The 24,776-nt window shown below is 67.1% G+C and carries 20 protein-coding genes; 7 read left to right on the top strand and 13 right to left on the bottom strand.

The window, feature by feature from the left end:
- Nucleotides 1-20 precede the first annotated feature (20 nt).
- From DXK94_RS06425 to DXK94_RS06415, 3 genes are read right to left on the bottom strand one after another with little or no spacing between them, the layout of a single operon-like run.
- Nucleotides 21-1,583, bottom strand: coding sequence for an FAD-dependent oxidoreductase (locus tag DXK94_RS06425; protein WP_115524320.1), 1,563 nt, complete (start codon nucleotides 1,581-1,583; stop codon nucleotides 21-23).
- Complete coding sequence (locus DXK94_RS06420) at nucleotides 1,580-3,808, bottom strand: molybdopterin oxidoreductase family protein (protein WP_115524319.1); 2,229 nt, start codon at nucleotides 3,806-3,808, stop codon at nucleotides 1,580-1,582. Before DXK94_RS06420 ends, DXK94_RS06425 begins: the two co-directional genes overlap by 4 nt.
- 1 nt (nucleotide 3,809) lies before the next feature.
- Nucleotides 3,810-5,285 (bottom strand): MFS transporter, encoded by a 1,476-nt coding sequence (locus DXK94_RS06415; protein ID WP_079595626.1) that lies wholly within the window; start codon nucleotides 5,283-5,285, stop codon nucleotides 3,810-3,812.
- 276 nt (nucleotides 5,286-5,561) lie between these two features.
- Between DXK94_RS06415 and DXK94_RS06410 the strand changes: the two genes are divergently transcribed.
- Nucleotides 5,562-6,974 (top strand): MFS transporter, encoded by a 1,413-nt coding sequence (locus DXK94_RS06410; RefSeq protein WP_079595625.1) that lies wholly within the window; start codon nucleotides 5,562-5,564, stop codon nucleotides 6,972-6,974.
- Nucleotides 6,975-7,110: 136 nt separating this feature from the next.
- Here DXK94_RS06410 and DXK94_RS06405 read toward each other — a convergent pair whose 3' ends face one another.
- The 6 genes from DXK94_RS06405 to DXK94_RS06380 form a co-directional block, all read right to left on the bottom strand.
- Nucleotides 7,111-7,842: a glutamine amidotransferase gene (locus DXK94_RS06405; protein ID WP_115524318.1), complete on the bottom strand. Its 732-nt coding sequence runs from the start codon at nucleotides 7,840-7,842 to the stop codon at nucleotides 7,111-7,113.
- An 82-nt stretch (nucleotides 7,843-7,924) separates the two neighbouring features.
- Nucleotides 7,925-8,362 (bottom strand): nuclear transport factor 2 family protein, encoded by a 438-nt coding sequence (locus DXK94_RS06400; RefSeq protein ID WP_079595623.1) that lies wholly within the window; start codon nucleotides 8,360-8,362, stop codon nucleotides 7,925-7,927.
- Between the two features lie 18 nt (nucleotides 8,363-8,380).
- On the bottom strand, nucleotides 8,381-10,192 hold the full coding sequence (locus DXK94_RS06395; RefSeq protein ID WP_115524317.1) for a biotin carboxylase N-terminal domain-containing protein: 1,812 nt from the start codon (nucleotides 10,190-10,192) through the stop codon (nucleotides 8,381-8,383).
- A gap of 130 nt (nucleotides 10,193-10,322) precedes the next feature.
- Nucleotides 10,323-10,970 carry a nucleoside triphosphate pyrophosphatase gene (locus DXK94_RS06390; protein ID WP_115524316.1) on the bottom strand — a complete coding sequence of 216 codons (648 nt, stop codon included), beginning with the start codon at nucleotides 10,968-10,970 and terminating at the stop codon, nucleotides 10,323-10,325.
- A 28-nt stretch (nucleotides 10,971-10,998) separates the two neighbouring features.
- Nucleotides 10,999-13,521, bottom strand: a complete 2,523-nt coding sequence (locus tag DXK94_RS06385) for an MMPL family transporter (protein WP_115524315.1) — start codon at nucleotides 13,519-13,521, stop codon at nucleotides 10,999-11,001.
- Between the two features lie 17 nt (nucleotides 13,522-13,538).
- Nucleotides 13,539-14,255 carry a TetR/AcrR family transcriptional regulator gene (locus DXK94_RS06380; RefSeq protein ID WP_115524314.1) on the bottom strand — a complete coding sequence of 239 codons (717 nt, stop codon included), beginning with the start codon at nucleotides 14,253-14,255 and terminating at the stop codon, nucleotides 13,539-13,541.
- Nucleotides 14,256-14,419: 164 nt separating this feature from the next.
- Here DXK94_RS06380 and DXK94_RS06375 point away from each other — a divergent pair, with 164 nt between their 5' ends.
- Nucleotides 14,420-14,977, top strand: coding sequence for a hypothetical protein (locus DXK94_RS06375; RefSeq protein ID WP_115524313.1), 558 nt, complete (start codon nucleotides 14,420-14,422; stop codon nucleotides 14,975-14,977).
- A gap of 87 nt (nucleotides 14,978-15,064) precedes the next feature.
- Here the strand turns inward: DXK94_RS06375 and DXK94_RS06370 are convergent, their stop codons facing one another.
- From DXK94_RS06370 to DXK94_RS06355, 4 genes are all read right to left on the bottom strand, one after another.
- Complete coding sequence (locus tag DXK94_RS06370) at nucleotides 15,065-16,501, bottom strand: dicarboxylate/amino acid:cation symporter (protein ID WP_115524312.1); 1,437 nt, start codon at nucleotides 16,499-16,501, stop codon at nucleotides 15,065-15,067.
- Between the two features lie 270 nt (nucleotides 16,502-16,771).
- Nucleotides 16,772-18,457: a DUF885 domain-containing protein gene (locus tag DXK94_RS06365; protein ID WP_115524311.1), complete on the bottom strand. Its 1,686-nt coding sequence runs from the start codon at nucleotides 18,455-18,457 to the stop codon at nucleotides 16,772-16,774.
- Between the two features lie 69 nt (nucleotides 18,458-18,526).
- Nucleotides 18,527-18,775: an acyl-CoA carboxylase subunit epsilon gene (locus tag DXK94_RS06360; protein WP_115524310.1), complete on the bottom strand. Its 249-nt coding sequence runs from the start codon at nucleotides 18,773-18,775 to the stop codon at nucleotides 18,527-18,529.
- Nucleotides 18,772-20,355: an acyl-CoA carboxylase subunit beta gene (locus tag DXK94_RS06355; protein ID WP_079595614.1), complete on the bottom strand. Its 1,584-nt coding sequence runs from the start codon at nucleotides 20,353-20,355 to the stop codon at nucleotides 18,772-18,774. Before DXK94_RS06355 ends, DXK94_RS06360 begins: the two co-directional genes overlap by 4 nt.
- A 226-nt stretch (nucleotides 20,356-20,581) precedes the next feature.
- On the opposite strand from DXK94_RS06355, the gene DXK94_RS06350 reads away from it, so the two are divergent.
- From DXK94_RS06350 to DXK94_RS06330, 5 genes are all read left to right on the top strand, one after another.
- Nucleotides 20,582-21,469, top strand: a complete 888-nt coding sequence (locus DXK94_RS06350) for an NAD(P)-dependent oxidoreductase (protein ID WP_115524309.1) — start codon at nucleotides 20,582-20,584, stop codon at nucleotides 21,467-21,469.
- 81 nt (nucleotides 21,470-21,550) lie between these two features.
- Complete coding sequence (locus DXK94_RS06345; RefSeq protein ID WP_115524308.1) at nucleotides 21,551-22,459, top strand: biotin--[acetyl-CoA-carboxylase] ligase; 909 nt, start codon at nucleotides 21,551-21,553, stop codon at nucleotides 22,457-22,459.
- Nucleotides 22,452-23,051, top strand: a complete 600-nt coding sequence (locus tag DXK94_RS06340; protein ID WP_115524307.1) for a PH domain-containing protein — start codon at nucleotides 22,452-22,454, stop codon at nucleotides 23,049-23,051. The genes DXK94_RS06345 and DXK94_RS06340 overlap by 8 nt, the downstream gene beginning before the upstream one ends.
- The gene (locus DXK94_RS06335; RefSeq protein ID WP_079595610.1) at nucleotides 23,041-24,165 is read left to right on the top strand and encodes an adenylate/guanylate cyclase domain-containing protein; all 1,125 of its coding nucleotides are present in this window, start codon (nucleotides 23,041-23,043) and stop codon (nucleotides 24,163-24,165) included. The genes DXK94_RS06340 and DXK94_RS06335 overlap by 11 nt, the downstream gene beginning before the upstream one ends.
- 114 nt (nucleotides 24,166-24,279) lie before the next feature.
- A partial coding sequence (locus DXK94_RS06330) for a hypothetical protein (RefSeq protein ID WP_258868457.1) occupies nucleotides 24,280-24,776 on the top strand: 497 nt, incomplete at its 3' end.

Below are 24,776 nucleotides of genomic sequence, written 5' to 3'. Positions count from 1 at the left end.
CTCAACCACCGGGGGCCTGGTTAGGCGGCCGAGACCGCCTGAAAGTGTTTTTCGATGAGCCCCTTGATGTCTTCGTGGCAGCCGCCGCAGCCGGTGCCGGCACGGGTTGCCTTGGACACCTCGGCAACGGTGGAGCAGCCGTCCTCGACCGCTCCCTGGATCGCCGCCCCGCTGACGCCTGCGCACCGGCAAACGGTGCTCTGCGGGTCGGCAGCCCCGGCTCCGGGCAGCCCGTCCGGCCCATCGAGGCGCAGGAGCAGTGACCGGTCCGCTGGCAGTTCGGCGGAACGCTCGAAGAGCCCCACCAGCTCGGCCGCCGTGCGCGGCATTCCCACCGACACCAGGCCTTCCAGCACGCCGCCGCGGGTGGTCATCTTCACGTAGCGGCCGTGCTCCGGATCCGCCCACTGGGCGATCTGCAGGCGTGGCCGCCCGTTCACGGCACCCGCCGTCAGGACTTCCTCGTCCCACGGCTCGGCGCTGTTGTCCCCGGCCACTGCCATGTTCATGCCGCGCGCCTTGAGGACGATCACGCCGGGCTGCTCAGCAGGCAGTTCCGGCAGCAGGTCAGCGTCCTCCACGGCGCCTGCAGCGAGGAGGCCCAGGTATTCACCCAGCCATTCAGCCTGGCGCCAGCCCGGCCCCACCAGGCCGGAGGGGCCCTTCGCGTTGCGGCAGGCTGCACACTCCGGATCCGGGCAGCGCACCTCCGCGCAGTCGCCGATGGCAAATATGTGCGGCTCGTGATGCGCCCGGAGCCGGTGGTCCACCAGGATCCCGGCGGATGTGGACAGTCCGCAGCCTTCGGCGAGTTCGGTGCGGGGACGAACCCCGCACGAGATGACCAGGAGGTCCCCGTCAATCGCCGAACCGTCGTCAAGCAGCAGAGCCGAGAAGCCGCCGTCGGGGGCGTTATGCTCAACCCCGGTGGACCGCGCGTTGCCGGCCATCCGGACGCCGCAGCGCCGCAGCCCTGCGGCCAGGACGGCCCCGCCGCCGCGGTCTATGTTGCGTCCCAGCGGGTGCGGGCCGTTGTGCACAACGGTGACGGTGGCACCTTCCTCGGCCGCGGCGAGGGCCGTCTCCAGGCCCAGGACGCCGCCGCCCAGGACCACCACGCGCTTGCCGCCGTCCACGGCCTGCCGCAGCACATCCGCGTCGCGGAGGTCCCGCAGCGCCGTCACACCCGCCGGAAGGACAGGGGAGGCGGGGTCGGGGTTGATGCCCGTGAGGTTGGGGATCACCGGACGGGAACCGGTGGCGAACACCAGCCGGTCGTAATGGGCGGTGGAACCGTCGGACAGGAGGACCTGCTGCCGGGCGCGGTCCACACGGCGGACGCGGACACCCAGGCGGACGTCAACACCGTCGGCGGCCAGTGCGTCTGCGTCGGACAGTGCCAGCGCGCCGGCGGTGGTGCGTCCCACCCCGAGATCGGCCACGAGGACGCGGTTGTACGCGGCTTCGGCTTCTTCTCCGACCACCGTCAGGCGGGCGTGTCCGGCGCGCACGGCCGGCAGCAGCTCGTCCACCAGCCGGGCCGCCACCGGGCCGAATCCCACAATGACAATTTGCTCGCTCATGAGGCCTCCGTCGTTTGAAGCACGTTGCTGGAAAGGGGAACGGCCACCGGCCGGACCCAAACCTTGTTGAACTTGAACTCGGGCATCCCGGAAACGGGGTCCGTGGCGGCCTCCGTCAGGCGGTTGGCGCTTTCGAGTTCGGGGAAGTGGAAGGGCAGGAAGACCGTCTCGGGGCGGATGGCCGTGCTCAGCTCGGCCCGGCACACCACCTCGCCGCGCTCGTTGGCCAAGGACACCAGGGAGCCGGCGGTGATGCCCATCGCTTCCGCTGCCGCCGGATGGATCTGCATCTGCGCTTCCGGCTGTGACGCCAGGAGTTCGGTCACCCGGCGCGTCTGGGCGCCGGACTGGTAGTGCTCCAGGAGGCGGCCGGTGATGAGGGTCATGGTTTTCGCGGCCGGGTCCGGATTGGCAGCGGGGGTACGACGGCGGCGCGGCGTCACCGGGGTCATCACGGCTTTGCCGTCGGGGTGCGCAAAGCGGTCCTGGAACAGCCTCGGCGTTCCGGTGCTGCCCGCGGGGTAGGGCCAGTAGGCGGCCTCTCCCCGGTCGAGCATGGCGTAGTCGATTCCGGAGTAGTCGGCGAGCCCGCCGGCGGAGGCCAGCCGGAGTTCCTCGAAGACGGTTTCCGGGTCTTCACTGTAGCTGGAGGGGGCGTTGAGGGCCTCCGCCAGGCGTGCCATGATCCACAGTTCGCTGCGGGCTCCGGCCGGCGGTGTCAGGGCGCGGCGGCGGCGCAGGACGCGGCCTTCGAGGTTGGTCAGCGTGCCCTCCTCCTCGGCCCACTGGAGGACGGGAAGGATAAGGTCGGCCTCGGCGGCGGTCTCGGACATAAAGAAGTCGCAGACCATCAGGAAGTCCAGGCTGCGCAGGCCGTCGATGACGGCGTTGGCGTCGGGGGAGGCCACCGCGATGTTGGAGGCGTGGACAAAAAGGCAGCGGACGCCGTCGGGCTTTCCCAGGGACTTCAGGAGCTGTACGGCCGGCAGCCCGGGCCCGGGGATGAGTTCCTCGGGAACGCCCCACACTCCAGCCACATGGGCGCGGGCGGCGGGATCGGTGATCTTGCGGTAGCCGGGCAGCTGGTCCGCCTTCTGGCCGTGCTCGCGGCCGCCCTGGCCGTTGCCCTGGCCGGTGAGCGTGCCGTAGCCGCTGCGGGGAGAGCCCGGCAGGCCCAGCAGGAGGCTGAGGTTGATGGCGGCGGTGGCGGTGTCGGTGCCGTCGATGTGCTGTTCCACGCCCCGGCCGGTGAGGATGTAGCTGCCGCCCTGGCGGGCTCCGGCGGCCAGCCGGCGGGCGGTTTCCCGGATGAGTTCGGCCGGGACGCCGGTGAGGGACTGGACGCGTTCGGGCCAGAAGGAGTTGACGCTGCGGACTACGGCGCTGTAGCCCGAGGTGCGCTCCTCGATAAAGGCAGTGTCCACCAGGTTCTCGTGGATGACCACATGGGAGATGCCCAGCAGCAGGGTGAGATCGGTGCCCGGCAGGGGCTGGAGGTGGAGGCCGCCGCCGTCGGCCGTAAAGGCCGCGGTGGCGGAACGGCGCGGATCCACCACGATCAGCCCGCCGGCGTCGCGCGTTCCCTTGAGGTGCTGCACGAAGGGCGGCATGGTCTCGGCCACATTGGAACCGAGCATCATGATGGTGGAGGCGGTGTCCAGGGCCTCCAGCGGGAAGGGGAGGCCGCGGTCCACGCCGAAGGCCCGCATCCCGGCGGCGGCGGCTGAGGACATGCAGAAACGGCCGTTGTAGTCGATGCGGGACGTGCCGAGGGCCAGCCGGGCAAATTTGCCGAGCATGTAGGCCTTCTCGTTGGTGAGTCCGCCGCCGCCAAAAACGCCGACGGCGTCCGCGCCGTAGCGTGCGCGGGCATCCTTCACGGCGGACACGGCGCGGTCCAAAGCGTGCTCCCAGCTGATGGGGCGGTGGACGCCGTCCGGGCCTTTCAGCAGGGGCTCGGTGATCCTGCCCGGGTGGTTGAGCAGAGTTGCGGAGGTCCAGCCCTTGCGGCACAGCCCGCCGCGGTTGGTGGGGAAGTCGCGTCCCTGGACCTCGAGGAGGGCGGCAGGGGCAGCGGGAGCCGCGGCGGGGGACGCCGGGGCAGGCAGTGCAGTCACGGGGACTGGCCCCGGCTGGGTAGCCGGGGCCAGTTCCGCTGGAGACGTGAGCGTCATGGCGCACTGCAGGGCGCAGTAAGGGCAGTGCGTGTCGGCGCTTTTGGTCATGTTAGACGTGTCCCATCGCATTTCGGTTGGCGTTGCGGATGTAGCAGAACCAGCAGACAGCCAGCATCAGGACGTATGCCCCAACGAAACCGTAGAAGGCCGGTGTGTAGGAGCCGCTGGCCGTGTTGGAGGCGTTCAGGACCTGCGGGATGACGAATCCGCCGTAAGCGCCGATCGCGGAGATCAGGCCGAGGGCCGAGGACGCCAGGCGCTGGGTTGCCACCGAGCTTGCACCCTTGCGGGCGGCGCGGCTGGAGGTGGCGAAGATGACCGGGATCATGCGGTAGGTTGCTCCGTTTCCGAAGCCGCTGGCGGTGAACAGCATCAGGAACAGGACCAGGAAGAGCCAGAAGTTCTTCAGCGGCAGGGTCCAGATCATGGTCAGCGTGATCACGGCCATGGAGGCGAAGGCTGCCACCGTCATCCGCGCGCCGCCCATGCGGTCTGCCATGCGTCCGCCGTAGGGGCGGGCCAGCGAGCCGACCAGGGGGCCGAGGAAGGCGAGTGAGAGGGCCACGGTTCCGACGCCGATGGAGGAGAACTCGGGGAAGTAGTCCTTGATGAGCTTGGGGAACACACCGGCGAAGCCGATGAAGGAGCCGAACGTGCCGATGTAGAGCAGCGCCATGATCCACAGGTGCGGTTCCTTGATGGCGGCCACCGAACCGGCGATGTCGCCCTTGGCGCTGGTGAGGTTGTCCATGAACTTGTAGGCGCCGAACGCCGCGATCAGGATCAGCGGAACCCACATCCAGCCGGCCAGGGGCAGGTTGACGGTTCCGGCGGCCAGCAGGGTGATGGCAATGGGCACGGCGAGCTGCGCGACGGCGGCCCCCATGTTTCCGCCGGCGGCGTTCAGGCCCAGGGCCCAGCCCTTTTCGCGGGCGGGGTAGAAGAACGTGATGTTGGCCATGGAGCTCGCGAAGTTGCCGCCGCCGAAGCCCGCCAGGGCTGCCACGAGGAGCATGACGCCGAACGGCGTTTCCGGGTTGGAGACGCAGAGTGCCAGGCCGACGGAGGGGATCAGGAGCAGCAGGGCGGAGACGATGGTCCAGTTGCGGCCGCCGAAGCGGGGGACCATGAAGGTGTAAGGGATGCGGAGCGTCGCGCCTACCAGGCTGGGCATCGAGATGAGCCAGAAGATTTCCGACGTGGTGAAGGTGAACCCGGCCGCGGGGAGCTGGACCACCACGATGGACCAGAGCTGCCAGACGACGAAGCCGAGGAATTCGGCGAAGATGGACCAGTTCAGGTTGCGGCGGGCGATGGTGCGGCCGGCGGATTCCCACTGTTCCTTGTTCTCGGCATCCCAGTTGGCGATCCAGCGGCCGGGGCGGAATTCAAGGACGGGGGCGTCTGTGGTGCGGGTAGAGCCGGGCTGTGCGCTGGCGGATGCGGCAACGGTTTCCGGGGCCTGTGCATCGTCAAGGTCCAGGGAATTGCCGGTGCCGGCATCAGCGGTGCGGTCAACAGTCACGGGTTACCTCCTTCGGGGGGATGTTGTTCCTCCACGGTAGGTAGGGCGCGTTTCACGGACCGACGCCGTGTGTTAACGGGCTGTGACATTTGCCTATCGGCGCCTTTTGGCAGCCGTTAGGCAGGAGTAGGGTGGCAAAAATGAGACACACGGCACAGGTCCGCATGCTGGACCTTTCGTCCATTGACTGGACCGCGGGAACTAATATTGAACTCTAACTATTTCGAGCCGGGGGCAATGCCAGCCTCCGGCCGGTTCTAGCGAAAGCGTTTACCTATGTCATCCACCGATACGTCCACGGTGCCCGGTTCGCCCCAGCCGGTGAACTCGCGCGGCCGCGTGATCGTTGCCAGCCTGATCGGCACCACGGTCGAGTTTTACGACTTCTACGTCTATGCCACTGCCGCGGTGCTCGTGTTCCCGCAGCTGTTCTTCCCCAACCAGAACGAGACAACCCAGCTGCTGAGCTCCTTCGCAGTGTTCGGCGTTGCCTTCATCGCCCGCCCGCTCGGCTCCATCGTTTTCGGGCACTTCGGCGACAAGTTCGGCCGCAAAGGCACCCTGGTGGCCTCGCTGCTGACAATGGGTATCGCCACCTTCCTGATCGGCTGCCTGCCCACCGCGCTGGTGCCGGGCTGGGAATTCTGGGCTCCGGCCCTGCTGGTGGTCATGCGGTTTGCCCAAGGCCTGGCACTGGGTGGCGAATGGAGCGGGGCCGCCCTGCTGGCCACCGAGAACGCGCCCGCCAACAAGCGGGCCATCTACGGAACCTTCCCGCAGCTGGGGGCGCCGATCGGTTTCATCATCGCGAACGTCATCTTCCTTGTCTTCAGCTACGCCCTGTCGCCGGCTGACTTCCAGGCCTGGGGCTGGCGCGTGCCCTTCCTGCTCAGTGCCGTCATGGTGATCATCGGCCTCTACGTCCGCCTCAAGCTCATCGAGACGCCCGCCTTCACCAAGGTCCTCGAGTCCAACGAGGTGGCCAAGCTGCCGCTGGGCCGCGTCTTCAAGACGAGCTGGCGCCAGCTGATCCTGGGCACGTTCATCATGCTCGCCACGTACGTGCTCTTCTACCTGATGACCACGTTCACCCTGACCTACGGCACCCGGCCGGCCAGCCTCGAGGCCGCCAGGGCCGCCGCCGAGAAGGCCGGAAAGCCGATGACGGAGGCCGCCGCGGCTGCCTTCGTTCCCGGCCTGGGCTACACCCGCAACGACTTCCTCTGGATGCTGATCGCCGGCGTCGTGTTCTTCGGTATCTTCACGCTGGTCTCCGGACCGCTGGCCGAAAAGTACGGCCGGCGCAAGATGCTGCTCGCTGTTACCGGCGGCATCTTCATCTTCGGCCTGCTGTTCGTCCCGCTGTTCAGCGGCGGCTTCGTGGGGACCATGGCCCTGCTGGTCATCGGCTTCTCCCTGATGGGACTCACCTTCGGGCCCATGGGTGCGCTGCTGCCCGAGTTGTTCCCCACCAACGTCCGGTACACCGGGTCCGCTGTCAGCTACAACTTCTCCAGCATCCTGGGTGCTGCGGTTGCCCCGTTCATCGCCGTGGCGCTGTGGGAAATGGCTGACGGCAGCCCCGTCCTGGTGGGCATCTACCTCACCGCCATGGCCGTGCTGACCCTCATTGCCCTGTTCGTCAGCAAGGAAACCCGCGACCTGGACTACGAGAACAACGTGGCCTGACGCATTCCGCGCGTTCCAGCCCACTTGGTGGCTGAGGTGCCCGGCACGATCCCCGTATCCGCGGGGATCGTGCCGGGCACTTTCCTGTCCGGGAGGCAGTAAGCGGGCAGGAAGGTACGACGGCGGGGCGGCGCAGCTAGACCGCGTAGCGCGCCACGAAATTCCGCAGCACGTTCATGGGCTCGGTGACGGTGAACTGCCGGGCATTGTCCATCAGCTCCTCCGCCGACTCCGGAGGGAAGTAGCCGGCGTGCCGGTAGATGTCGATGCGGGTCACCAGCCCGTCAACGTCCAGCTCAGGATGGAACTGGGTGGCATACAGGTTGTTCCGGATCCGGAACATCTGGACCGGGCAGGCCGCGGACCGGGCCAGCAGCACTGCCTGCGGCGGCAGGGTGGTGCAGGCCTCCTTGTGCCCGGTGAAGGCGGTGAAGGTGCGGGGCATCCCTTTCAGCACCGGGTCCGCGAGGCCTGCCTCCGTCAGCTCGATCTCCACGCCGCCCAACGGTTCGCCGTACGTCCGGTCGATGACTGCGCCCTGGTGGGTACCAAGGGTGCCCACCCCGTAGCAGGCTCCCAGGAACGGAAAGTCCTGTGCCACCAGCCGGTCCAGGAGGCCCGACAGTTCGCGTTCCACCCGGTGTTGCACCCGGCTCTTCTGCTCCGGAGGGTCGCTGGACGTGAAGGGGCTGCCGCCGACAATCACACCGGAGTAATCGGACAGCTCAATGTCAGGCAGCGGGCCCGCCTCCAGCCGGACCCTGTGCAGTTCCCGCGGCTCCAGCCCGCCGTATCGGAGGTAGGCGGCGTACTCGTCTTCGGCGGCGGCATCCTCGGCCCGCGAGGCCAGGAGCAGGAAAGGCAACATCTGCTAAGTGTGCCCCGCCCGCCGGATCCTGTCAGCAGCCGGGCGGCCTGCCAGGGCAGCCCGGCAGCTGCCGCGGGCCGGGTCAGGAAGCGGCGGGCTGGGTCAGCGACCGGCGGGACTGGGGCCGGGCAGCCGGATCCGCGTGCCGGTGCACCAGCTTCCAGTAGCCTTCCTCGCGCCGGAAGATGCTGGTCACGCGAAGTGCGAACTCCTCCACGGCCCCACCGTCCAGGCGGGCGCGGAAGTGTTCGGTTTCCACGAGGTAGGCGGTGTCCCGTGCGGTGTAGGAGGTGATGGTGTCGAACCCGAGCATTTCACCGTCCTGGAACTGGCGGGCTGCCTGGTCCAGCCGGGCCTCCACCTGAGCCCAGCCCCGTGCGATGCCGCCGAACGGGTTCGCGAGGGTGACGTCGTCGAGCTGTGAATACAGTTCCTTGATGGGCGCGGGGTTGCCGCGGGTGATTTCGGGGACCGCCAGGTGGTAGCGGTCCACTTCTTCCTGAAAGCTGGGTGCGAGCATGGGAGCCTCCGGGCCTGTCTAGTCTTCGATGGTGGCGATGACGGCACCGGCGGACACGGTTTCACCGGCAGTTGCCGTGAGGCCGGTGATGGTGCCGGAACGGTGGGCCGTCAGCGGCTGTTCCATCTTCATGGCTTCCAGGACCACTACCAGGTCTCCCTCGGCCACGGTGTCTCCCTCAGCCACTGCCACCTTCACGATGGTGCCCTGCATGGGGGATGTGAGGGCGTTGCCGGTGGCGGCTGCCGTGCCGCCCGAGCGGATACGCTTCTTGGATTTGCCGGGCTTGGCGGCAGCGGGAGCACCGCTTCCAACCGATCCCAGCGAAGCGGGCAGCACCACTTCGAGGCGTTTGCCGCCAACTTCGACCACCACGCGCTGGCGGTCCTCGGCGGCATCCTCCGCGCCGGTGCCGGCGTCGGGGGCCCAGGGGGCCAGGTTGTTCACGAATTCGGTTTCGATCCAGCGGGTGTGGACCTTGAAGGGACCCTCGGCGGGGGCAAACGCCGGATCGGACACGACGGCAAGGTCGAACGGGATGACGGTGGGAATCCCTTCGACCACCATCTCATCCAATGCCCGGCGGGACCGCTCCAACGCCTGTTTCCGGCTGGCGCCGGTCACGATGAGCTTGGACAGCATGGAGTCGAAGTTGCCGCTGATCACGTCACCCTGCTCGATGCCGGAATCGATGCGGATGCCGGGGCCGGTGGGGTTCTTGAGGACGCGGATGGTGCCCGGTGCGGGCATGAAGTTCCGGCCCGGGTCCTCGCCGGTGATGCGGAATTCGAAGGAGTGGCCGCGCACCTCGGGGTCGCCGTAGCCGAGTTCCTCGCCGCGCGCCAGCCGGAACTGCTCGCGGACCAGGTCGATGCCGGTGACTTCCTCGGAGACGCAGTGCTCCACCTGGAGGCGGGTGTTCACTTCGAGGAAGGAGATGGTGCCGTCCTGGCCCACCAGGAATTCGCAGGTGCCGGCGCCCAGGTAGCCGGCTTCCTTCAGGATGGCCTTGGAGGATTCGTAGAGCCGGCGGTTCTGGTCCTCGGTGAGGAACGGGGCTGGGGCTTCCTCCACCAATTTCTGGTTGCGGCGCTGCAGCGAGCAGTCACGCGTTGAGACCACCACCACGTTGCCGTAGGCATCGGCCAGGCACTGCGTTTCCACGTGGCGCGGTGCGTCCAGGAAGCGCTCGATGAAGCATTCGCCGCGGCCGAAGGCGGCAGTGGCTTCACGGACGGCCGATTCGTAAAGTTCAGGGATTTCCTCCCGGGTGCGGGCCACCTTGATGCCGCGGCCGCCGCCGCCGAAGGCTGCCTTGATGGCGACGGGCAGTCCGTGCCGGTCCACGAAGGCCAGGATTTCGTCGGCCGTCTCGACGGGGTCGGCGGTGCCGGGAACTAGGGGAGCGCCCACTTTTTCGGCGATGTGGCGCGCCTGGACCTTGTCGCCCAGGGCCGAGATGGCTTCGGGGGACGGTCCGATCCACGTGATGCCGGCCTCGATCACCCGGGCGGCGAACTGGGCATTTTCTGCCAGGAAGCCGTAGCCGGGGTGGATGGCGTCCGCACCTGACTGGCGGGCGGCGTCGATGATCTTGTCCATCACCAGGTACGACTCGGCGGCGGTGTTGCCGCCCAGGGCGTAAGCCTCGTCAGCAAGGCGGACGTGCAGGGCGTCGCGGTCCGGGTCGGCGTAGACAGCCACGGAGGCGATGCCTTCATCGCGTGCCGCCCGGATGATGCGGACGGCGATTTCTCCGCGGTTGGCGATCAGCACCTTTGTGAGGGTCGACTGCGTGGGACCTGCGGACTGCTCAAAATTTGCTGACAAGGCGTCTCCTTCTTTCCTTCAGGGAGCCTAGCGCGGTTTTGAGGGTTCCGCCGATATTACTTGCGGAATCCGCGTGTAAAGCGCCAATGCTTTGTAGGGAAGCTACAAGACGAGCCGAAAAGGGGACGTTTTACTGCGCGGCCCACAGGTCCGTGATGCGCACGTTCGCGGAGGCGAGGAGGCCGCGGAGGGTGGAGACGGAAAGTCCGACGACGGCGTGCGGGTCGCCGTCGACCTTCCGGATGAAGGCCCCGCCCAGGCCGTCGATGGTGAAGGATCCGGCGCAGTGCAGCGGTTCGCCGGTGGCAATGTAGGCGTCGATCTCCGCCGGTTCCATCTCCAGGAAGGAGACTTCGGCGGAGGCGACCGTTCCCAGCGTGGCACCGGAGCCCGGCTCCCCGCCGTCGTCGTCGGGATCCGTGTCCCGGCAGTCCACCAGCCAGTGCCCCGTGTGCAGGACCCCGGCGTTGCCGCTCATCCGGAGCATGCGCTCGCGGGCGACGGCGGCCGTGTACGGCTTGCCGTGCGCCTCGCCGTCGAACTCGAAGACGGAGTCGCAGCCCAGCACCAGCGCCCCCTCGGCCTCCGGCAGCGCGGCCACCGCCTCAGCCTTCGCCCGGGCCAGCAGCAGCGTGGTGTCGTGCGGATCGGTGACGCCGTAGCGTGCCTGCACGGCGTCCTCGTCCACGTCCGACACCAGGACCGAATGCCGGATGCCGGCCTCGGCCAGGAGCTTGGTGCGGGCGGGGGACTGGGAAGCGAGAATCAGGCGGAGCACGGTTCCAGCCTAATTGACGGGCGCCGGCCTAGTGGACCAGTGCCCCGGACGCGGGAGCGGACTCGGCGCGGTTGAGCTTGGCGCCCTCCACATCCACGTCCGGCAGGATCCGGTCCAGCCAGCGCGGCAGCCACCAGGACTTTTCGCCCAGCAGGTACATCACGGCCGGGACGATGGTCATGCGCACCACGAAGGCGTCGAGCAGCACGCCGAACGCCATCGCGAAGCCCAGCGGCCGGACCATGGTCAGGTGGCTGAAGATGAAGCCGGCGAACACGCTCACCATGATGATCGCGGCGGCCGTCACCACGGCGGCGGCGTGGCGGAAGCCCACTCGGACCGCCTCCTTGGCGGACGAGCCGTGCATGTAGGCCTCACGCATGCCGGAGGCGATGAACACCTGGTAGTCCATGGCCAGGCCGAACAGCACGCCGATCAGGATGATGGGCAGGAAGCTCAGCACAGCGCCGGGGTTCGCGACGTCAAAGACGTTCCCCAGCCAGCCCCACTGGTACACGGCCACCACGGCACCGAACGCGGCGGCGAGGGAGAGCAGGAACCCGCCCGTGGCGAGCAGCGGCACCACGATGGAGCGGAACACGAGCAGCAGCAGGATCAGGGAAAGGCCGACGACGATCGCCAGGTACGGCGGCAGGGCGTCACCAAGTTTCGTGGAGACGTCCACGTTGCCGGCCGTCTGCCCCGTCAGGCCCATGGCAACACCGTATTCAGACTGGATCTCATCATTGAGCCCGCGCAGTTCCGAGACCACCTGGACGGTGCTGGCGCTGGCCGGGCCTTCCTTGGGGATGACCTGGAAAACGGCGGTCCGGCGGTCCTCACTGAGCGCGACCGGGACGGCAGCCACCACGTTGTCCACCGCGCGCAGCTTGTCCGCGACGTCGTACTGCAGGCTCTGCGCCTGTGCCTCGTCCAGGTTGGCGGGAAATTCGCCTACGGCAACGATGGGCCCGGTAACGCCTTCACCAAAGCTGCGGGCTGTCAGGTCATAGGCCTGGTAGGCCTCGGACTCCACGGGTTCCGATCCGCCGTCGGGCAATGCGAGCTGCAGTTGGGTGGCCGGCAGGGCCAGGGTGCCCAGCAGCACAATGCCCGCGATCAGCGCCATCACGGGGTGCCGCGTGACCAGGCCGCCCCAGCCGTGCGTGCTGCGCTCGCGGTCCGTGGCCTCGTCTGCTGCCTCGTGGCCGGGCTCGGCGTTATGCGCTTCGGCTTTCGCCCAGACCCGCCGGGAGATGATGCGCCTGCCGATCAGGGACAGCATGGCCGGGGTCAGCGTGATGGCCACCAGGACCGCTACCGCCACGGTTCCGGCTGCTGCGAGGCCCATGACGGCAAGGAAGGGAAGGCCGGGGACCACCAGTGCCGCCAGGGCGATGATGACGGTGAGGCCGGCGAAGACCACGGCATTGCCTGAGGTGCCGGTGGCACGCGCTACCGACTCCTCCGGATCCATTCCTGCAAGGAGCTGAGTCCGGTGCCGGTTCACGATGAACAGGGAGTAGTCGATTCCCACGGCGAGGCCGAGCATCAGGGCCAGCATGGGGGAAATGGAGCTCATGTCGAAAACGCCGGACAGGGCGAACGTGATTCCGACGCCCACACCCACGCCGACCACCGCCATCAGCAGCGGGAGCCCGGCGGCGATCAGGGTGCCCAGCATAATGATCAGGACCAGGGCCGCCACAGCGATGCCGATGATCTCGGCGGCACCGAAGAGCTCGGAAATGTCCTCGGTGATTTCCTTGCTGGCCAGCGCCGTGACGCCCGCGGCGGACGTTTCGTGGGCGATGTCCTGGACCTGGTGCCGGACCTCCGGGCTGAGCCCGTTGATGGAGGTGTTGAACTGCACCTGCGCGACTGCCGCGCGGCCGTCTTCGGAAACGAACCGGATGGCCGACGACGCCTCCGCCTGGCGCTTGCCCAGCTCAAGCCTGGCTTTGTTGGCCTCCAGTTCCCGGGCGCCGGCGTCGAGCCTTGCCTGGCCTTCCGCCAGCCCGGCTTTTTGCTGCCCCAACTGTGCCTCGATGAGTGCAGCAGGGGCGCCGGCCGCAACCAGCTGCTGCTCGGCGGCGGCGAGCTGCGCCGCGCCGGCCTCCAGCTCTGCCCGGGAGGCGGCCAGCTGGGCCTCGCCGGCGGCGAGCTGCTGTCCGCCGTCGGTGATGGCCTGCGCTGCCTGGTCCACCTGGGCTTGGGTGGCAAACGGATCCACCGTGCCCCGGACGTCCGGCAGGGTCTCAAGCTTCTTGAGCGCATCGGTGACGGCGGTGCGGCTCTCCTCGGTGAAGCCGCCTTCGGGCGCCTCGAAGACGATCGTTGCGGTGCCGCCGGATGCCGAGGGCAGCTCCTCCTTCAGCTTGTCCGCGATCCGCTGCGTCTCCGTGCCTGGGATCTGGAAGTTATTGGACAAAGTGCCGTGGAAGGCCGCGGCGGAGCCGCCCACGGCCACAAGCGCCGCGAGCCAGAGCGAGATGACCAGCCAGCGCCGGCGGTAGGAGAACTTGCCAAGGCGGTAAAGGAGCAGTGCCATGTGGGGAGCCGATCTGGTCAGGAGGAACGGGAGTCTGTTGGGGTGGCGGATCCAGTGGATACCGGGGAGCGTGGCGTGGATTTGAGCTGCGGGCCATTGAAGCCGGCACCCAGCAGCGCCATGGCGTCGATGAGCAGCTGCCGCAGGTCCGCGAGGGATGCCGGTGAGAGGTCTGGTCCGCGGCGGCTGAACCAGACCTCCATTGCGGCCTTGCCGCAGGAGATGACCGACCCGGCCAGGGCATGGATATACAGGTCATCCTGTTCGCCGCGGTTGCCGGCAACGCGCTCGCGGGCCACGGCAAAGACCTGCGCCCTGCAGTGGTCCCACGCTTCAAGTTCGGTGTGTGACATGAGCGGACTCTGCTGGGTCAGGGTGAACAGTTCCGCCAGCGGCGCCACGGCCTTGGGGTCGGCGAGGGCCATCAGGGCCGCCTGCGCCGACTCAAGCATGGGTTCATCCGCCGGCCGGAGCCGCAGCTGCTGGATGGCAATGTCGAGGAAGCCGTGGACGATGGAGGCCAGTGCGGCATCGGTGCTGCTGAAGTAGTTGAAGAAGGTCCTGCGCGATATCCCTGCGGCCTCGGCGATGTCCTCAGCAGTGAAGTTCCCGGGGCCCTTTGCGCGCAGCAGCCCCAAAGCGGCGTCGGTAATGGCCTGGCGCGTGGCGGCTTTGTTCAGCTCCCGGCGGGAAGGGACCGCGGCAGCTTCGGCTGATGGAGGGGACGTCGTCACGCTTTTACACTACGTGCAAGTTTGCACTCTGGGCAAGTTTGATTCACAGGAGAATGAAAGGTTCCCGACAGCCTGTCCAGAACCTGCTCCCGGAAGCTTGGAATGCCTCGAAGGAGGCGCACCAACAGCAGCCGTCACCGACGGCGGATCCAGGAGACAAGACAATGTCACGCTCAAAGAAAATGACCCTCGGCCTGTCAGCCACCGCGCTGGCCCTTGGCGCCGGAATCGGAGTCGCCGGCATGGCCTCCGCAACCACTACCCCCACTCCCGCCCCGAGTGCCAGTTCCAGCGCCTCGACGGACGGCACCACCACGCCCGGCGGGATGGGAAAGCACGGTGGCCGCGGCGGCGAGCGGGGTGCGGCCCAGGCGTCCGCGCTCGCGGCGAAGCTTGGGGTGGAGGAAGCAAAGGTTACCGAGGCGCTGCAGGCGTTCCGGGAGGCCAACAAGCCCACCACGGCGCCGGCTGACGGCGAAAAGCCGGACGCAGCCACCAGGGACGCCGCACTGGCGAAGTCTCTGGCCGATGCGCTGGGTATTGAGGAATCCAAGGTCACCGCTGCGCTGGAGGAGCTTCGCAGTGAAAAGCAGGCAGAGAAGGCTGCCGCTTTGAAGACGCGCCTGGACCAGGCCGTCGCGGACGGGAAGCTGACCCGGGCCGAAGCTGATGCCGTCACCAAGGCGGTGGAGAACGGTGTGATCGGCGGAGCCGAACGCTGATTCTTCCGGGCCGGTAAAGCCGCAGGCACAAAAAAGTCCCCGGGAACCGTCAGGTTCCCGGGGACTTTCTGCAGCCAAGACTGGCGGCTAGGCCTTTACATCCTGCAGTTCGCGGGGTGCGGTGTCAGTGGACGTGCCGTCCGACGGTGCGCCGGCAGCGTCGCTGTCGTCCACGAACGGGGTGCCGTTGCGGGGTGCGTTGTACAGCGACTCGTCCAGGATGCCCTGGCGCTTGGCCACAATTGTGGGGACCAGTGCCTGGCCTGCGACATTGACCGCGGTGCGGCCCATGTCCAGGATCGGGTCGATGGCCAGCAGGAGTCCGACGCCGGCCAGCGGCAGTCCCAGCGTGGAGAGCGTCAGCGTGAGCATCACCACCGCGCCGGTGGTTCCCGCAGTGGCCGCGGAGCCAAGGACGGAAACCAGGGCGATCAGCAGGTACTGGCTGAAGTCGAGCTGGATGCCGAAGAACTGGGCCACGAAGATGGCGGAGATGGCCGGGTAGATGGCTGCGCAGCCGTCCATCTTGGTGGTGGCGCCCAGCGGCACGGCGAAGGAGGCGTAGGCGCGGGGGACGCCCAGGCTGCGTTCGGTGACGCGCTGCGTGAGCGGCAGCGTGCCAATGGAGGAACGGGAGACGAAGGCCAGCTGGACTGCGGGCCAGACGCCGGAGAAGTACTGCTTGACGGAGAGGCCGTGGGTCCGGACCAGGATGGGGTAGACCGCGAAGATCACCAGGGCGAGTCCAACGTAGATGGCGAAGGTGAACTTGCCCAACGAGCCGATGGTGTCCCAGCCGTAGACGGCAACCGCGTTGCCGATGAGGCCAACAGTGCCCAGCGGAGCGATGCGGATGATCCACCAGAGCACCTTCTGGATGACGGCCAGGGCAGAGGCGTTGAGGGTCAGGAACGGCTCCGCGGCCTTGCCGACCTTAAGGGCGGCGACGCCAACGGCAATGGCGATCACCAGGATCTGCAGGACATTGAAGCTGACCGACGTGGTGACGGCACCGGACTCAGCCACTGTGGAGCTCGCACCCAGCCCCAGGAAGTTCTTGGGGAACAGTCCGATCAGGAAGGCCCACCAGTCGCCCACTTTGCTGGGCGCTTCGCCTTCGCCGGTGATGCCGGTGTTGGCGCCGGGCTGCAGGAGGACGCCCAGGCCGATGCCGATCAGCACGGCGATCAGCGAGGTGATGGCGAACCAGAGCAGGGTGTTCCACGCCAGCTTCGCGGCGTTGGATACCTGGCGGAGGTTGGAGATGGAGCTGACGACGGCCGTGAAGATCAGGGGAACGACGGCGGTCTGCAGCAGGGACACGTAGCTGGAGCCGATGGTCTGCAGCGTTGCGCCGAGGCCGTTAGGGCTGGCCTTGGTACTGCCGGTGTACTTGGCCAGCAGGCCGAGTCCGAGGCCGACGATGAGGGCGGCGATGATCTGGAAGCCGAACGAGCCGGCCCATTTGGGCAGCTGGAAGCCGGTCTTTCCTGCGGGGGAGGGGGTGCTTGTCTGAGTGCTCACCCGAATACGTTAGGGCCGTCCCACATATCACGACGAACGAACATTGAGAAATATTACGCGCCCCAAATTCTGATACCCGCAGAAGATCCGCGCAAAATCAAGGGTTTCGGCCCGCTTTGTTACTTATTCCTGCCAAGGATGTGGCATATCTCTCCTGCCGGCAAGGCAAAAGGCCCGGCGTGGGTGCCTTCCGGCAGCTTGCGTCAAAGCGACGAAGGAGCAGCAAGCAGAGGAAGGCAGCCTCGACGGGCCGAGGCGACCACGGACTGTTCAGGAGAGCAGGGCGCGCCTCAGGGTATCGAGTCCAACAGAGCCGATGTTCAGTGCCTTGGTGTGGAACTCCTTGAGGTCGAAGCCGGGCCGGGCTTCGAGTTCGGCACGGATCTGTTCCCACAGGCGCTGCCCTACTTTGTAGGAGGGTGCCTGGCCGGGCCAGCCAAGGTAGCGGGTGAACTCGAAGTTGAGCTGTCCTTCGCTGATAGGGAGGTTTTCTTTCAGGAACCCGTAGCCCTTGTCCGGGGTCCAGGTTCCGGAACCCCAGCGTGCCGGAACCGTGAGTTCCAGGTGGACGCCGATATCGAACACCACGCGTGCTGCCCGCATCCGCTGCATGTCCAGCATGCCCATATGGTCTCCGGGGTCGTTCAGGTAGCCCAGTTCCTGCATCAGTTTCTCGGCGTAGAGTGCCCAGCCTTCGCCATGGCCGGAGGTCCAGCACACGTTCCGCCGCCACTTGTTGAGCAGTTCCCGCCGGTAGGTGGCCGTGGCTACCTGGAGGTGGTGGCCCGGGACGCCCTCGTGGTAGACGGTGGTGGTTTCAGCCCAGGTGGTGAACGTATCCTCGCCTGCGGGAACGGACCACCACATGCGGCCCGGCCGGCTGAAGTCATCCGACGGTCCCGTGTAGTAGATGCCGCCCTCGTCGGTGGGGGCGATCAGGCATTCCAGCTTCTTCATGACGTCCGGGATGTCGAAATGCACGCCGGCGAGTTCGGACACAGCTTTGTCGGAAAGTTCCTGCATCCATTCCCGCAGCGCCCCGGTCCCCTTCAGCTGCCGGGCCGGATCGTTGTTGAGGATGTCCTTTGCCTCGGCGATGCTGGCGCCGGCTTTGATGGTGGAGGCCACCTTCTCCTGTTCGGCGATGAGGCGTTCCAGCTCTTCCACGCCCCAGGCGTAGGTCTCCTCCAGGTCCACCGTGGCACCGAGGAAGGCACGGGAGGCGAGGGCGTAGCGGGCGCGTCCGACGGCGTCCTTTTCGGGGGCGGCGGGGAGGAGTTCTGTCCGGAGGAACTCAGCAAGGTCGGTGTAGGCGCGGCGGGCGGCGACAGTTCCGGCGTCGAGTTTTTGCCGGACGCCTCGGGACAACGGCCCCTCCGGGGTGGCGGCTCCGGCGGCCAGCTTCGCGAAAAAGCCGTCTCCGGCTGCATACTTCGTGGCCTGCTCGATGACGATGTTGACCTGGCGCGCGGCTGCCACCCGGCCGGAGTCACGGGCCTGCCGGAGGGACTCGATGTAGCCGGCCACGGCACCGGGGACGTTGTGCGCCCTGCCTGCGATGTGTGCCCAGTCCTGTTCGGTGGCCGTGGGCATGAGGTCGAAGATCGCCCGGATGTCCTGGGCGGGGGAGGCGATGTTGTTCAGGTCGGCATATTCCCAGCCGGAGGCATGGATCAGCAGTTGCAGGCCCAGCCGTTCCTGCATCGCGTCCAGGGTGACGGCGTCCACGTCGTCCTCGGGCGCCAGGCCCTCAAGGTCGGTGAGTGCCTTCCGGGCGGCCTCGGCGAACTCTGCGATGCCTGCCGGCGAGAAATCCTGGTACTCGGTTTCGTGTCCCGGCACGCCCAGGGTGGTGGCGAATGACGGGTTCAGCCGGATGAGGGTATCGGTGTACTTGTCAGCGACGGCGTCAATGCGGGTCTTCGGGCGGGCGGCAGGAGCGGTGTCGGTAGTCACCTCCCGAGACTAGCCGCGCTCTGCAGGTTCCGAAAGGAGGCGCGGGCTACGTCTCGGAGGCGGTGGGGATCAGCCCCGGCTGCGCTTCCAGGCGCCGGGGCCGGGTGTGGGAGCGAGCCGCAGCTGCTGCCGGCGCACCCAGTGGCGGACCGTCGGGGTGCTGGCCGGGGCAGGTTCGGAGCCGCCCAGGGACAGTACGACGGCGGTCAGGGCCGCCAGTTCCTCGGCGCTCGGCTGTCCTTTGACAACAGAGAGCAGCGGAGCGGCAGGCGGTTCAGGGGTTTCGACAGGCTCAACCACCGGGTTCTCCCTGTTCACAGCGGGATGTTTCCGTGCTTCTTGGTGGGGAGGCTGGCCCGCTTGTCGCGGAGTGCGCGCAGCCCCTTGATGATCTGGATCCTCGTGTCCGAGGGTGCGATGACGGCGTCAACGTAGCCGAGCTCGGCCGCCTGGTAGGGGTTGAGGAGTTCCTCTTCGTACTGGCGGATAACCTCGGCGCGCCGGGCCTCGACGTCACCCCCCGCTTCCGCCACGGCCGCGAGGTCGCGGCGATACAGAATGTTGACGGCACCCTGGGCGCCCATGACGCCGATCTGGGCCGTTGGCCAGGCCAGGTTCAGGTCGGCACCAAGCTTCTTGGAACCCATCACGATGTAGGCGCCGCCGTAGGCCTTGCGGGTGATCACCGTCAGCTTGGGAACGGTGGCCTCGGCATAGGCGTAGAGGAGTTTCGCTCCGCGGCGGATGATGCCCTGGAACTCCTGGTCCTTGCCGGGCAGGAAGCCCGGGACGTCCACGAGGGTGATGATGGGGATGTTGAAGGCGTCGCAGTGGCGGACGAAACGGGCAGCCTTCTCCGAGGCCGCGATGTCCAGCGTGCCGGCGAACTGCAGCGGCTGGTTTGCCACGATGCCCACCGTGTGGCCTTCAACCCGGCCGTAGCCGATCATGACGTTGGGCGCGTACAGCGCCTGCATCTCCAGGAAGTGCCCGTCATCCACGATCTGCTCAACAACGCTGCGCATGTCGTAGGGCTGGTTGGCGGAGTCGGGGACCAGCGTGTCCAGGGCGAGGTCGTCGTCGTCGATCTCCAGCTCCTGCTGGTGCTCCTGCACGGGGGCTTCGGAGAGATTGTTGGAGGGCAGGAAGTCCAGCAGCTCGCGCACGAATTCGATGGCGTCCGCTTCGTCCTGTGCAAGGTAGGTGGATGTGCCGGTGGTGGCGTTGTGCTGGCGCGCTCCGCCCAGGGTCTCCATGTCCACGTCCTCGCCTGTGACGGTCTTGATCACGTCGGGGCCGGTAATGAACATGTGCGAGGTCTTGTCCACCATCACCACGTAGTCCGTGAGTGCGGGGGAGTAGGCCGCGCCGCCCGCGGAAGGCCCCATGATCAGGGAAATCTGGGGGACCACGCCGGAAGCGTGGACGTTGTTGCGGAAGATGTCCGCGAACATTGCCAGCGATGCGACGCCTTCCTGGATGCGGGCGCCGCCGCCGTCCAGGATTCCCACCACCGGGCAGCCGTTGCGCAGTGCGAATTCCTGGACCTTGACGATCTTTTCCCCGTTGACCTGGCTGAGGGAGCCGCCGTAGACCGAAAAGTCCTGGCTGTAGACAGCCACCAGCCGGCCGTCCACCGTTCCGTAGCCGGATACCAGGCCGTCACCGAGGGGCTTCTTTTTGTCCATGCCGAACGCGGTGGAGCGGTGTACCGCGAGGGCGTCGAATTCCACAAACGAGTCTTCATCCAGCAGGAGGCCAATGCGTTCCCGTGCGGTGTTCTTGCCGCGCGCGTGCTGCTTTTCGATCGCTTCGGGGCCGGAGGGCTGCTCGGCACGGGCCTGGCGGTCACGGAAATCGGCAATCTTTCCCGCGGTCGTGGTCAGATCGTGGCTCATCAAGTGTCTCCGGCTCTGTTGCAGATTGGTTCTGTGGCGCTCTGGTTGCTGGCGGGCTGAGTCATGCCGGAGCTTAAGTAGCTTCCACACAAAGGACGAACCCTGTTGGCAAGTCTAGTGACGGTTTGGGCGCCCGCAGCTGTAGGGAACCTACAATTTTCTGCCGTGCCGCCACCCGCACCCGCTATGTTACTCATCAGTAACTTACTTGGGTTACAGTGATTGCATGACTTCAAGCAATGACGCTTTGCACGCCCCCTTGAGCCCGTACCGGGCCGCAGGTTCGCTGCACGGGAAGACCATCCTTATCTCCGGTGGAAGCCGCGGCATCGGACTGGCCATTGCCCGGCGCGCCGCCCGGGACGGCGCAAACATCGTCCTGATGGCCAAGACGGGGGAGCCGCACCCCAAGCTCGCCGGCACTGTCCATACGGCTGCCCGGGAGCTTGTGGATGCCGGCGGCCAGGCCCTGCCCCTGGTGGGTGACGTGCGCCGGGACGAGGACGTGGCCCGCGCTGTGGCAGCCGCGGTGGAACAGTTTGGCGGCATCGACGCCGTGATCAACAATGCGTCCGCCATTGACCTGTCCCGGACCGACGACGTGGACATGAAAAAGTACGACCTCATGCAGGACATCAACGTGCGCGGCACCTTCCTGCTGTCCAAGCTTGCGCTGCCCGCGCTCCGCGCCTCCGGGCGGGGGCACATCCTCACCCTCTCACCGCCCTTGAACCTCGACCCATACTGGGCAGGCAAGCACCTTGCCTACACCATGGCCAAGTACGGCATGAGCCTGACCACCCTTGGACTCGCCGAGGAACTGAAGGCGGACGGGATCAGCGTCAACTCGCTGTGGCCGTGCACCCTGATCGACACGGCGGCCATCCGCAATATGCCCCATGGCGAGGTAATGGTCCAGGCGGCCCGCGGGCCGCAGATCATGGCCGATGCCGCCCACGCCATCCTCACCGGCAGCAACCTTGTGCCCGGCGGGGCAGCGACCGGGAATTTCTACACGGATGAGCAGGTCCTGGCGGCAGCAGGAGTGACGGATTTCCGTCCTTACAGCCTGGGCGCGCCCGAGGACGGGCTGGTTCCGGACATCTTCCTGTAGGGCGGCGGGCGGCACGCCGCGCGGGGCAATCGGGGGCAGGTCAACTCCGCCGGGGAAGGATTAGCTCGCTAGGATTTAGGCATGGATGACGCACGCACCCCCGGCACCCCTCTGGACCGAGGGGACCTGGACGACCAGCGTTTCCTGGCCTCGGCAGGCATTTCCCGGCTCGAGGTGGTGGATTCCACCGGATCCACCAACGCGGACCTCCTCCGCGCCGTCACGGTGGAGCCGCAGGCCTGGCCGGACCTGTCGGTCCTTACCGCCGAGTACCAGACGGCCGCGCGCGGCCGCCTGGACAGGCACTGGGAAGCGCCGCCGCTGAGCTCGGTTTCCGTCTCGGTGGTCCTGCGGCCCGTGAATGCCGAAGGCAGGCCGCTGCCCACCCAGAGCTACTCCTGGCTTTCACTGATTGCTGCCCTGGCGCTGCGCGAAACCCTCCTGGAGACCGCCGGCCTTCCGGCCGAACTCAAATGGCCCAATGACGTCCTGGTGCGCGGCAGGAAGATCGCCGGCATCCTGGCGCAGCTTGGCCCCATGGTGGACGGCACCGTGCCCCCGGTCATCCTGGGCACCGGCCTGAACGTCACGCTGCGCGAAGGCGAACTGCCGGTCCCCACCGCCACCTCCGTGGTGCTGGAGGGTGCGCGCACCGCAGACCGCACCCTGCTGCTGAAAAGCTACCTTTCACGCTTCGCTGTGCTCTACCGCAGCTTCTGCAACGCCGACGGCGATCCGGCGGCGGGAATGGCCGGTGGACCCTCCCTGCACAAACGGGTGGAAGCGGTCATGGTGACACTCGGCAAGCAGGTCCGGGCCCAGCTTCCCGGCGACCACGAAATCATCGGCCACGCCTCCAGGCTTGACGAGTACGGGTCGCTGCTGGTGATGGACAGGGACTCCCGGGAGCACGTGGTGACCGCCGGGGACGTCGTGCACCTGCGCCCCTGGACGTCCCCCGACGACCCCGGCCAAGGCGGTTATGCGTAAAGACCTCGTTCCGGGCGAACAGGTGATTGTCACCACACGCCCGCAGCCGAGGAAGCTGGCAGGAGCCGCGCTCGCCTTCATCGTGTCGCCCGCGCTGGCGGCGTACGCTTCGGCCTGGATCCTTCGGGGAGAGGCGCGCCGCCATGTACCTTTCCTCACAGCACAATGGACGCCGTGGCTGGTGGCTGCCTGCATTGCCGCGGCTGCCTGGGTCTGGCTCGGCTTCTGCCTGCCCAAGCTGCTGCGCTGGCACGGCACGCGGTACACCCTCACCAGCCGAAGGATGGTGGCCAGATACGGCAGGTTGAAACGGCGGGACCAGCAGGTCAACCTGGCGTCGGTGCGCAACCTGACCGTCCACGAGTCGGTACTGCAACGCCTCCTGCGCTCCGGGAATATATCCTTGGAAACCGGGCACCAGGGCGTGGTGACATTCCAGGACGTGCCCGAGGTTGCCACATTCCGGGATTTCATCCTCGATGCCATCGAGGAATTGCCGGAGGAACGTGATGTCCAGCCGGGCGGCACAACGCACTACCCCGCCAAAGCTTTGCCGTGGGAAATGAGAGAAGGTGGACGGGATGAACGATGAGGACCAGCAGGAACGCGTCGAATCCATCGCGCCCGCACCCGCGGCGGACCCCCACCCTGCCACCGGCACCATGTCCGCGGAGCGGCTGGCGATGAAGGCGCTGGAAAGCCGGCTGCTCGGCGGGGAACGCAAGCTCCGCCGTCGTGAGGTGGCCGCCGGCGCCGGGCTGTCGCTCCTGTCCGCACGCAAGCTGTGGCGTGCCCTGGGCTTCCCCAACTTTGGCGATGAGGATGTCGCCTTTACCGAACGCGACCAGGCGGCCCTTTCCACCGTGGTGGACCTGGTCCGGTCCGGCAAGCTCACGGAGGAAGCAGCGATCTCCGTCACGCGCTCCATCGGCCAGATGACGGACCGCATGGTGGTCTGGCAGATCGAGGCCCTCGTGGAGGACATGGTCCACGAGCAGGGCGTCACGGACGCCGTGGCGCGCAAGCGCCTGGTCAACGAACTGCCCGCCCTGGTTGATGCCCTCGAAGAGGTTCTTGTCTACTCCTGGCGGCGGCAACTCAACGCCGGAGTCCAGCGGCTCGCCGTCCGTGCCGAAGCGGGCCTGCAGGCCAGCGAAGAGGGCCGTGAGGGCGATGAGGATGACGCGCCGCTGCCGCTGGCGCGCGCCGTGGGCTTCGCCGACCTGGTGTCCTACACCAGCCTGTCCCGCCGCATGAACGAAAAGACGCTGGCGCGCCTGGTCCAGCGCTTCGAAAACAAGTGCGCCGAAATCATTTCCGTCGGCGGCGGGCGCCTGGTCAAGACGGTCGGTGACGAAGTCCTTTACATTGCCGAAACTCCGGCTGCCGGTGCCGAAATCTCCCTCGCCCTGGCCCAGGCATTCACGGAGGATGAAATCCTGCCGGAAGCCCGGGTGGCAATGGTGTGGGGCAGGATCCTGTCCCGGCTGGGGGACATCTACGGCCCCACCGTGAACCTCGCGGCCCGGCTTACCACCCTTGCTGATCCCGGGACGGTGCTGGTGGATTCCATGACTGCCTCCGCCCTTGAGCAGGACGAGCGGTTCGTTCTGGTGCCCCAGCCTCCGGAAAACGTCCGCGGCTTCGGCGAAATCCGGCCGGTCAGGCTCGCGCGCGGCCTGGGCAAGGGGCTCGTCCTGGATTAGGACCGTGTTTCCGCGCAGTTTATCCATTTGTTGGTTTTACGGGCTATATTAGGTGTGCCCGCCCGCCGCACGGCCGGAAGCCGGCGCCGGAAAATACTTGGGGGAAGCTTTTCCATGAAACTTCGCGGACAAAGTCGCGCGCAAAACGCCGCGCCAGCCGCACCGTTCCGCACCTCGTTCCTGCGGTCCCGGCTCCTTACCTCAGCAATTTTCGGCCTCGCGCTCATTGTCCTGGTGGTTGGCGCCATCGTCTATCCGGGGTTTAAGACCACTGAGGTGGAGTTGAACGACGGCGGTGTGTGGGTGGTCTCGAAGTCCAAGAATGCGGTGGGGCGGTTGAACTACCCGTCGCGGGTGCTCGATGGTGCGGTGACGCCGGCGTCCACGACGTTCGACATTTTGCAGGACGCGGGGGAGGTGTTTGTGGATGATGAGTCTGGTTCGACGTTGAATCAGGTGTCGCCGGCGAACATGCGCCTGGGTGGGGATAAGCAGTTGCCGGGGGCTGCTGATGTGAGTTTCGGCTCCGAGGTGATCTCGGTGACGGATGCGGCTTCGGGCAAGGTGTGGGCGGTGTCGCCGTCCACGGTGAATGGTTTTGATGAGGAGGC

Source organism: Arthrobacter sp. RT-1, assembly GCF_003367205.1.
Lineage (GTDB): Bacteria > Actinomycetota > Actinomycetes > Actinomycetales > Micrococcaceae > Arthrobacter.
The sequence above is the reverse complement of the archived record's forward strand: the minus strand, read 5'-3'. Positions and strand labels throughout refer to the sequence as shown.

Excerpts from the sequence above, each read along its gene's own strand:
- DXK94_RS06425 (WP_115524320.1), bottom strand. The coding sequence starts at position 1,583 with ATGAGCGAGCAAATTGTCATTGTGGGATTCGGCCCGGTGGCGGCCCGG.
- DXK94_RS06420 (WP_115524319.1), bottom strand. The coding sequence starts at position 3,808 with ATGACCAAAAGCGCCGACACGCACTGCCCTTACTGCGCCCTGCAGTGC.
- DXK94_RS06410 (WP_079595625.1), top strand. The coding sequence starts at position 5,562 with ATGTCATCCACCGATACGTCCACGGTGCCCGGTTCGCCCCAGCCGGTG.
- DXK94_RS06405 (WP_115524318.1), bottom strand. The coding sequence starts at position 7,842 with ATGTTGCCTTTCCTGCTCCTGGCCTCGCGGGCCGAGGATGCCGCCGCC.
- DXK94_RS06400 (WP_079595623.1), bottom strand. The coding sequence starts at position 8,362 with ATGCTCGCACCCAGCTTTCAGGAAGAAGTGGACCGCTACCACCTGGCG.
- DXK94_RS06385 (WP_115524315.1), bottom strand. The coding sequence starts at position 13,521 with ATGGCACTGCTCCTTTACCGCCTTGGCAAGTTCTCCTACCGCCGGCGC.
- DXK94_RS06375 (WP_115524313.1), top strand. The coding sequence starts at position 14,420 with ATGTCACGCTCAAAGAAAATGACCCTCGGCCTGTCAGCCACCGCGCTG.
- DXK94_RS06355 (WP_079595614.1), bottom strand. The coding sequence starts at position 20,355 with ATGAGCCACGATCTGACCACGACCGCGGGAAAGATTGCCGATTTCCGT.
- DXK94_RS06350 (WP_115524309.1), top strand. The coding sequence starts at position 20,582 with ATGACTTCAAGCAATGACGCTTTGCACGCCCCCTTGAGCCCGTACCGG.
- DXK94_RS06345 (WP_115524308.1), top strand. The coding sequence starts at position 21,551 with ATGGATGACGCACGCACCCCCGGCACCCCTCTGGACCGAGGGGACCTG.
- DXK94_RS06340 (WP_115524307.1), top strand. The coding sequence starts at position 22,452 with ATGCGTAAAGACCTCGTTCCGGGCGAACAGGTGATTGTCACCACACGC.
- DXK94_RS06335 (WP_079595610.1), top strand. The coding sequence starts at position 23,041 with ATGAACGATGAGGACCAGCAGGAACGCGTCGAATCCATCGCGCCCGCA.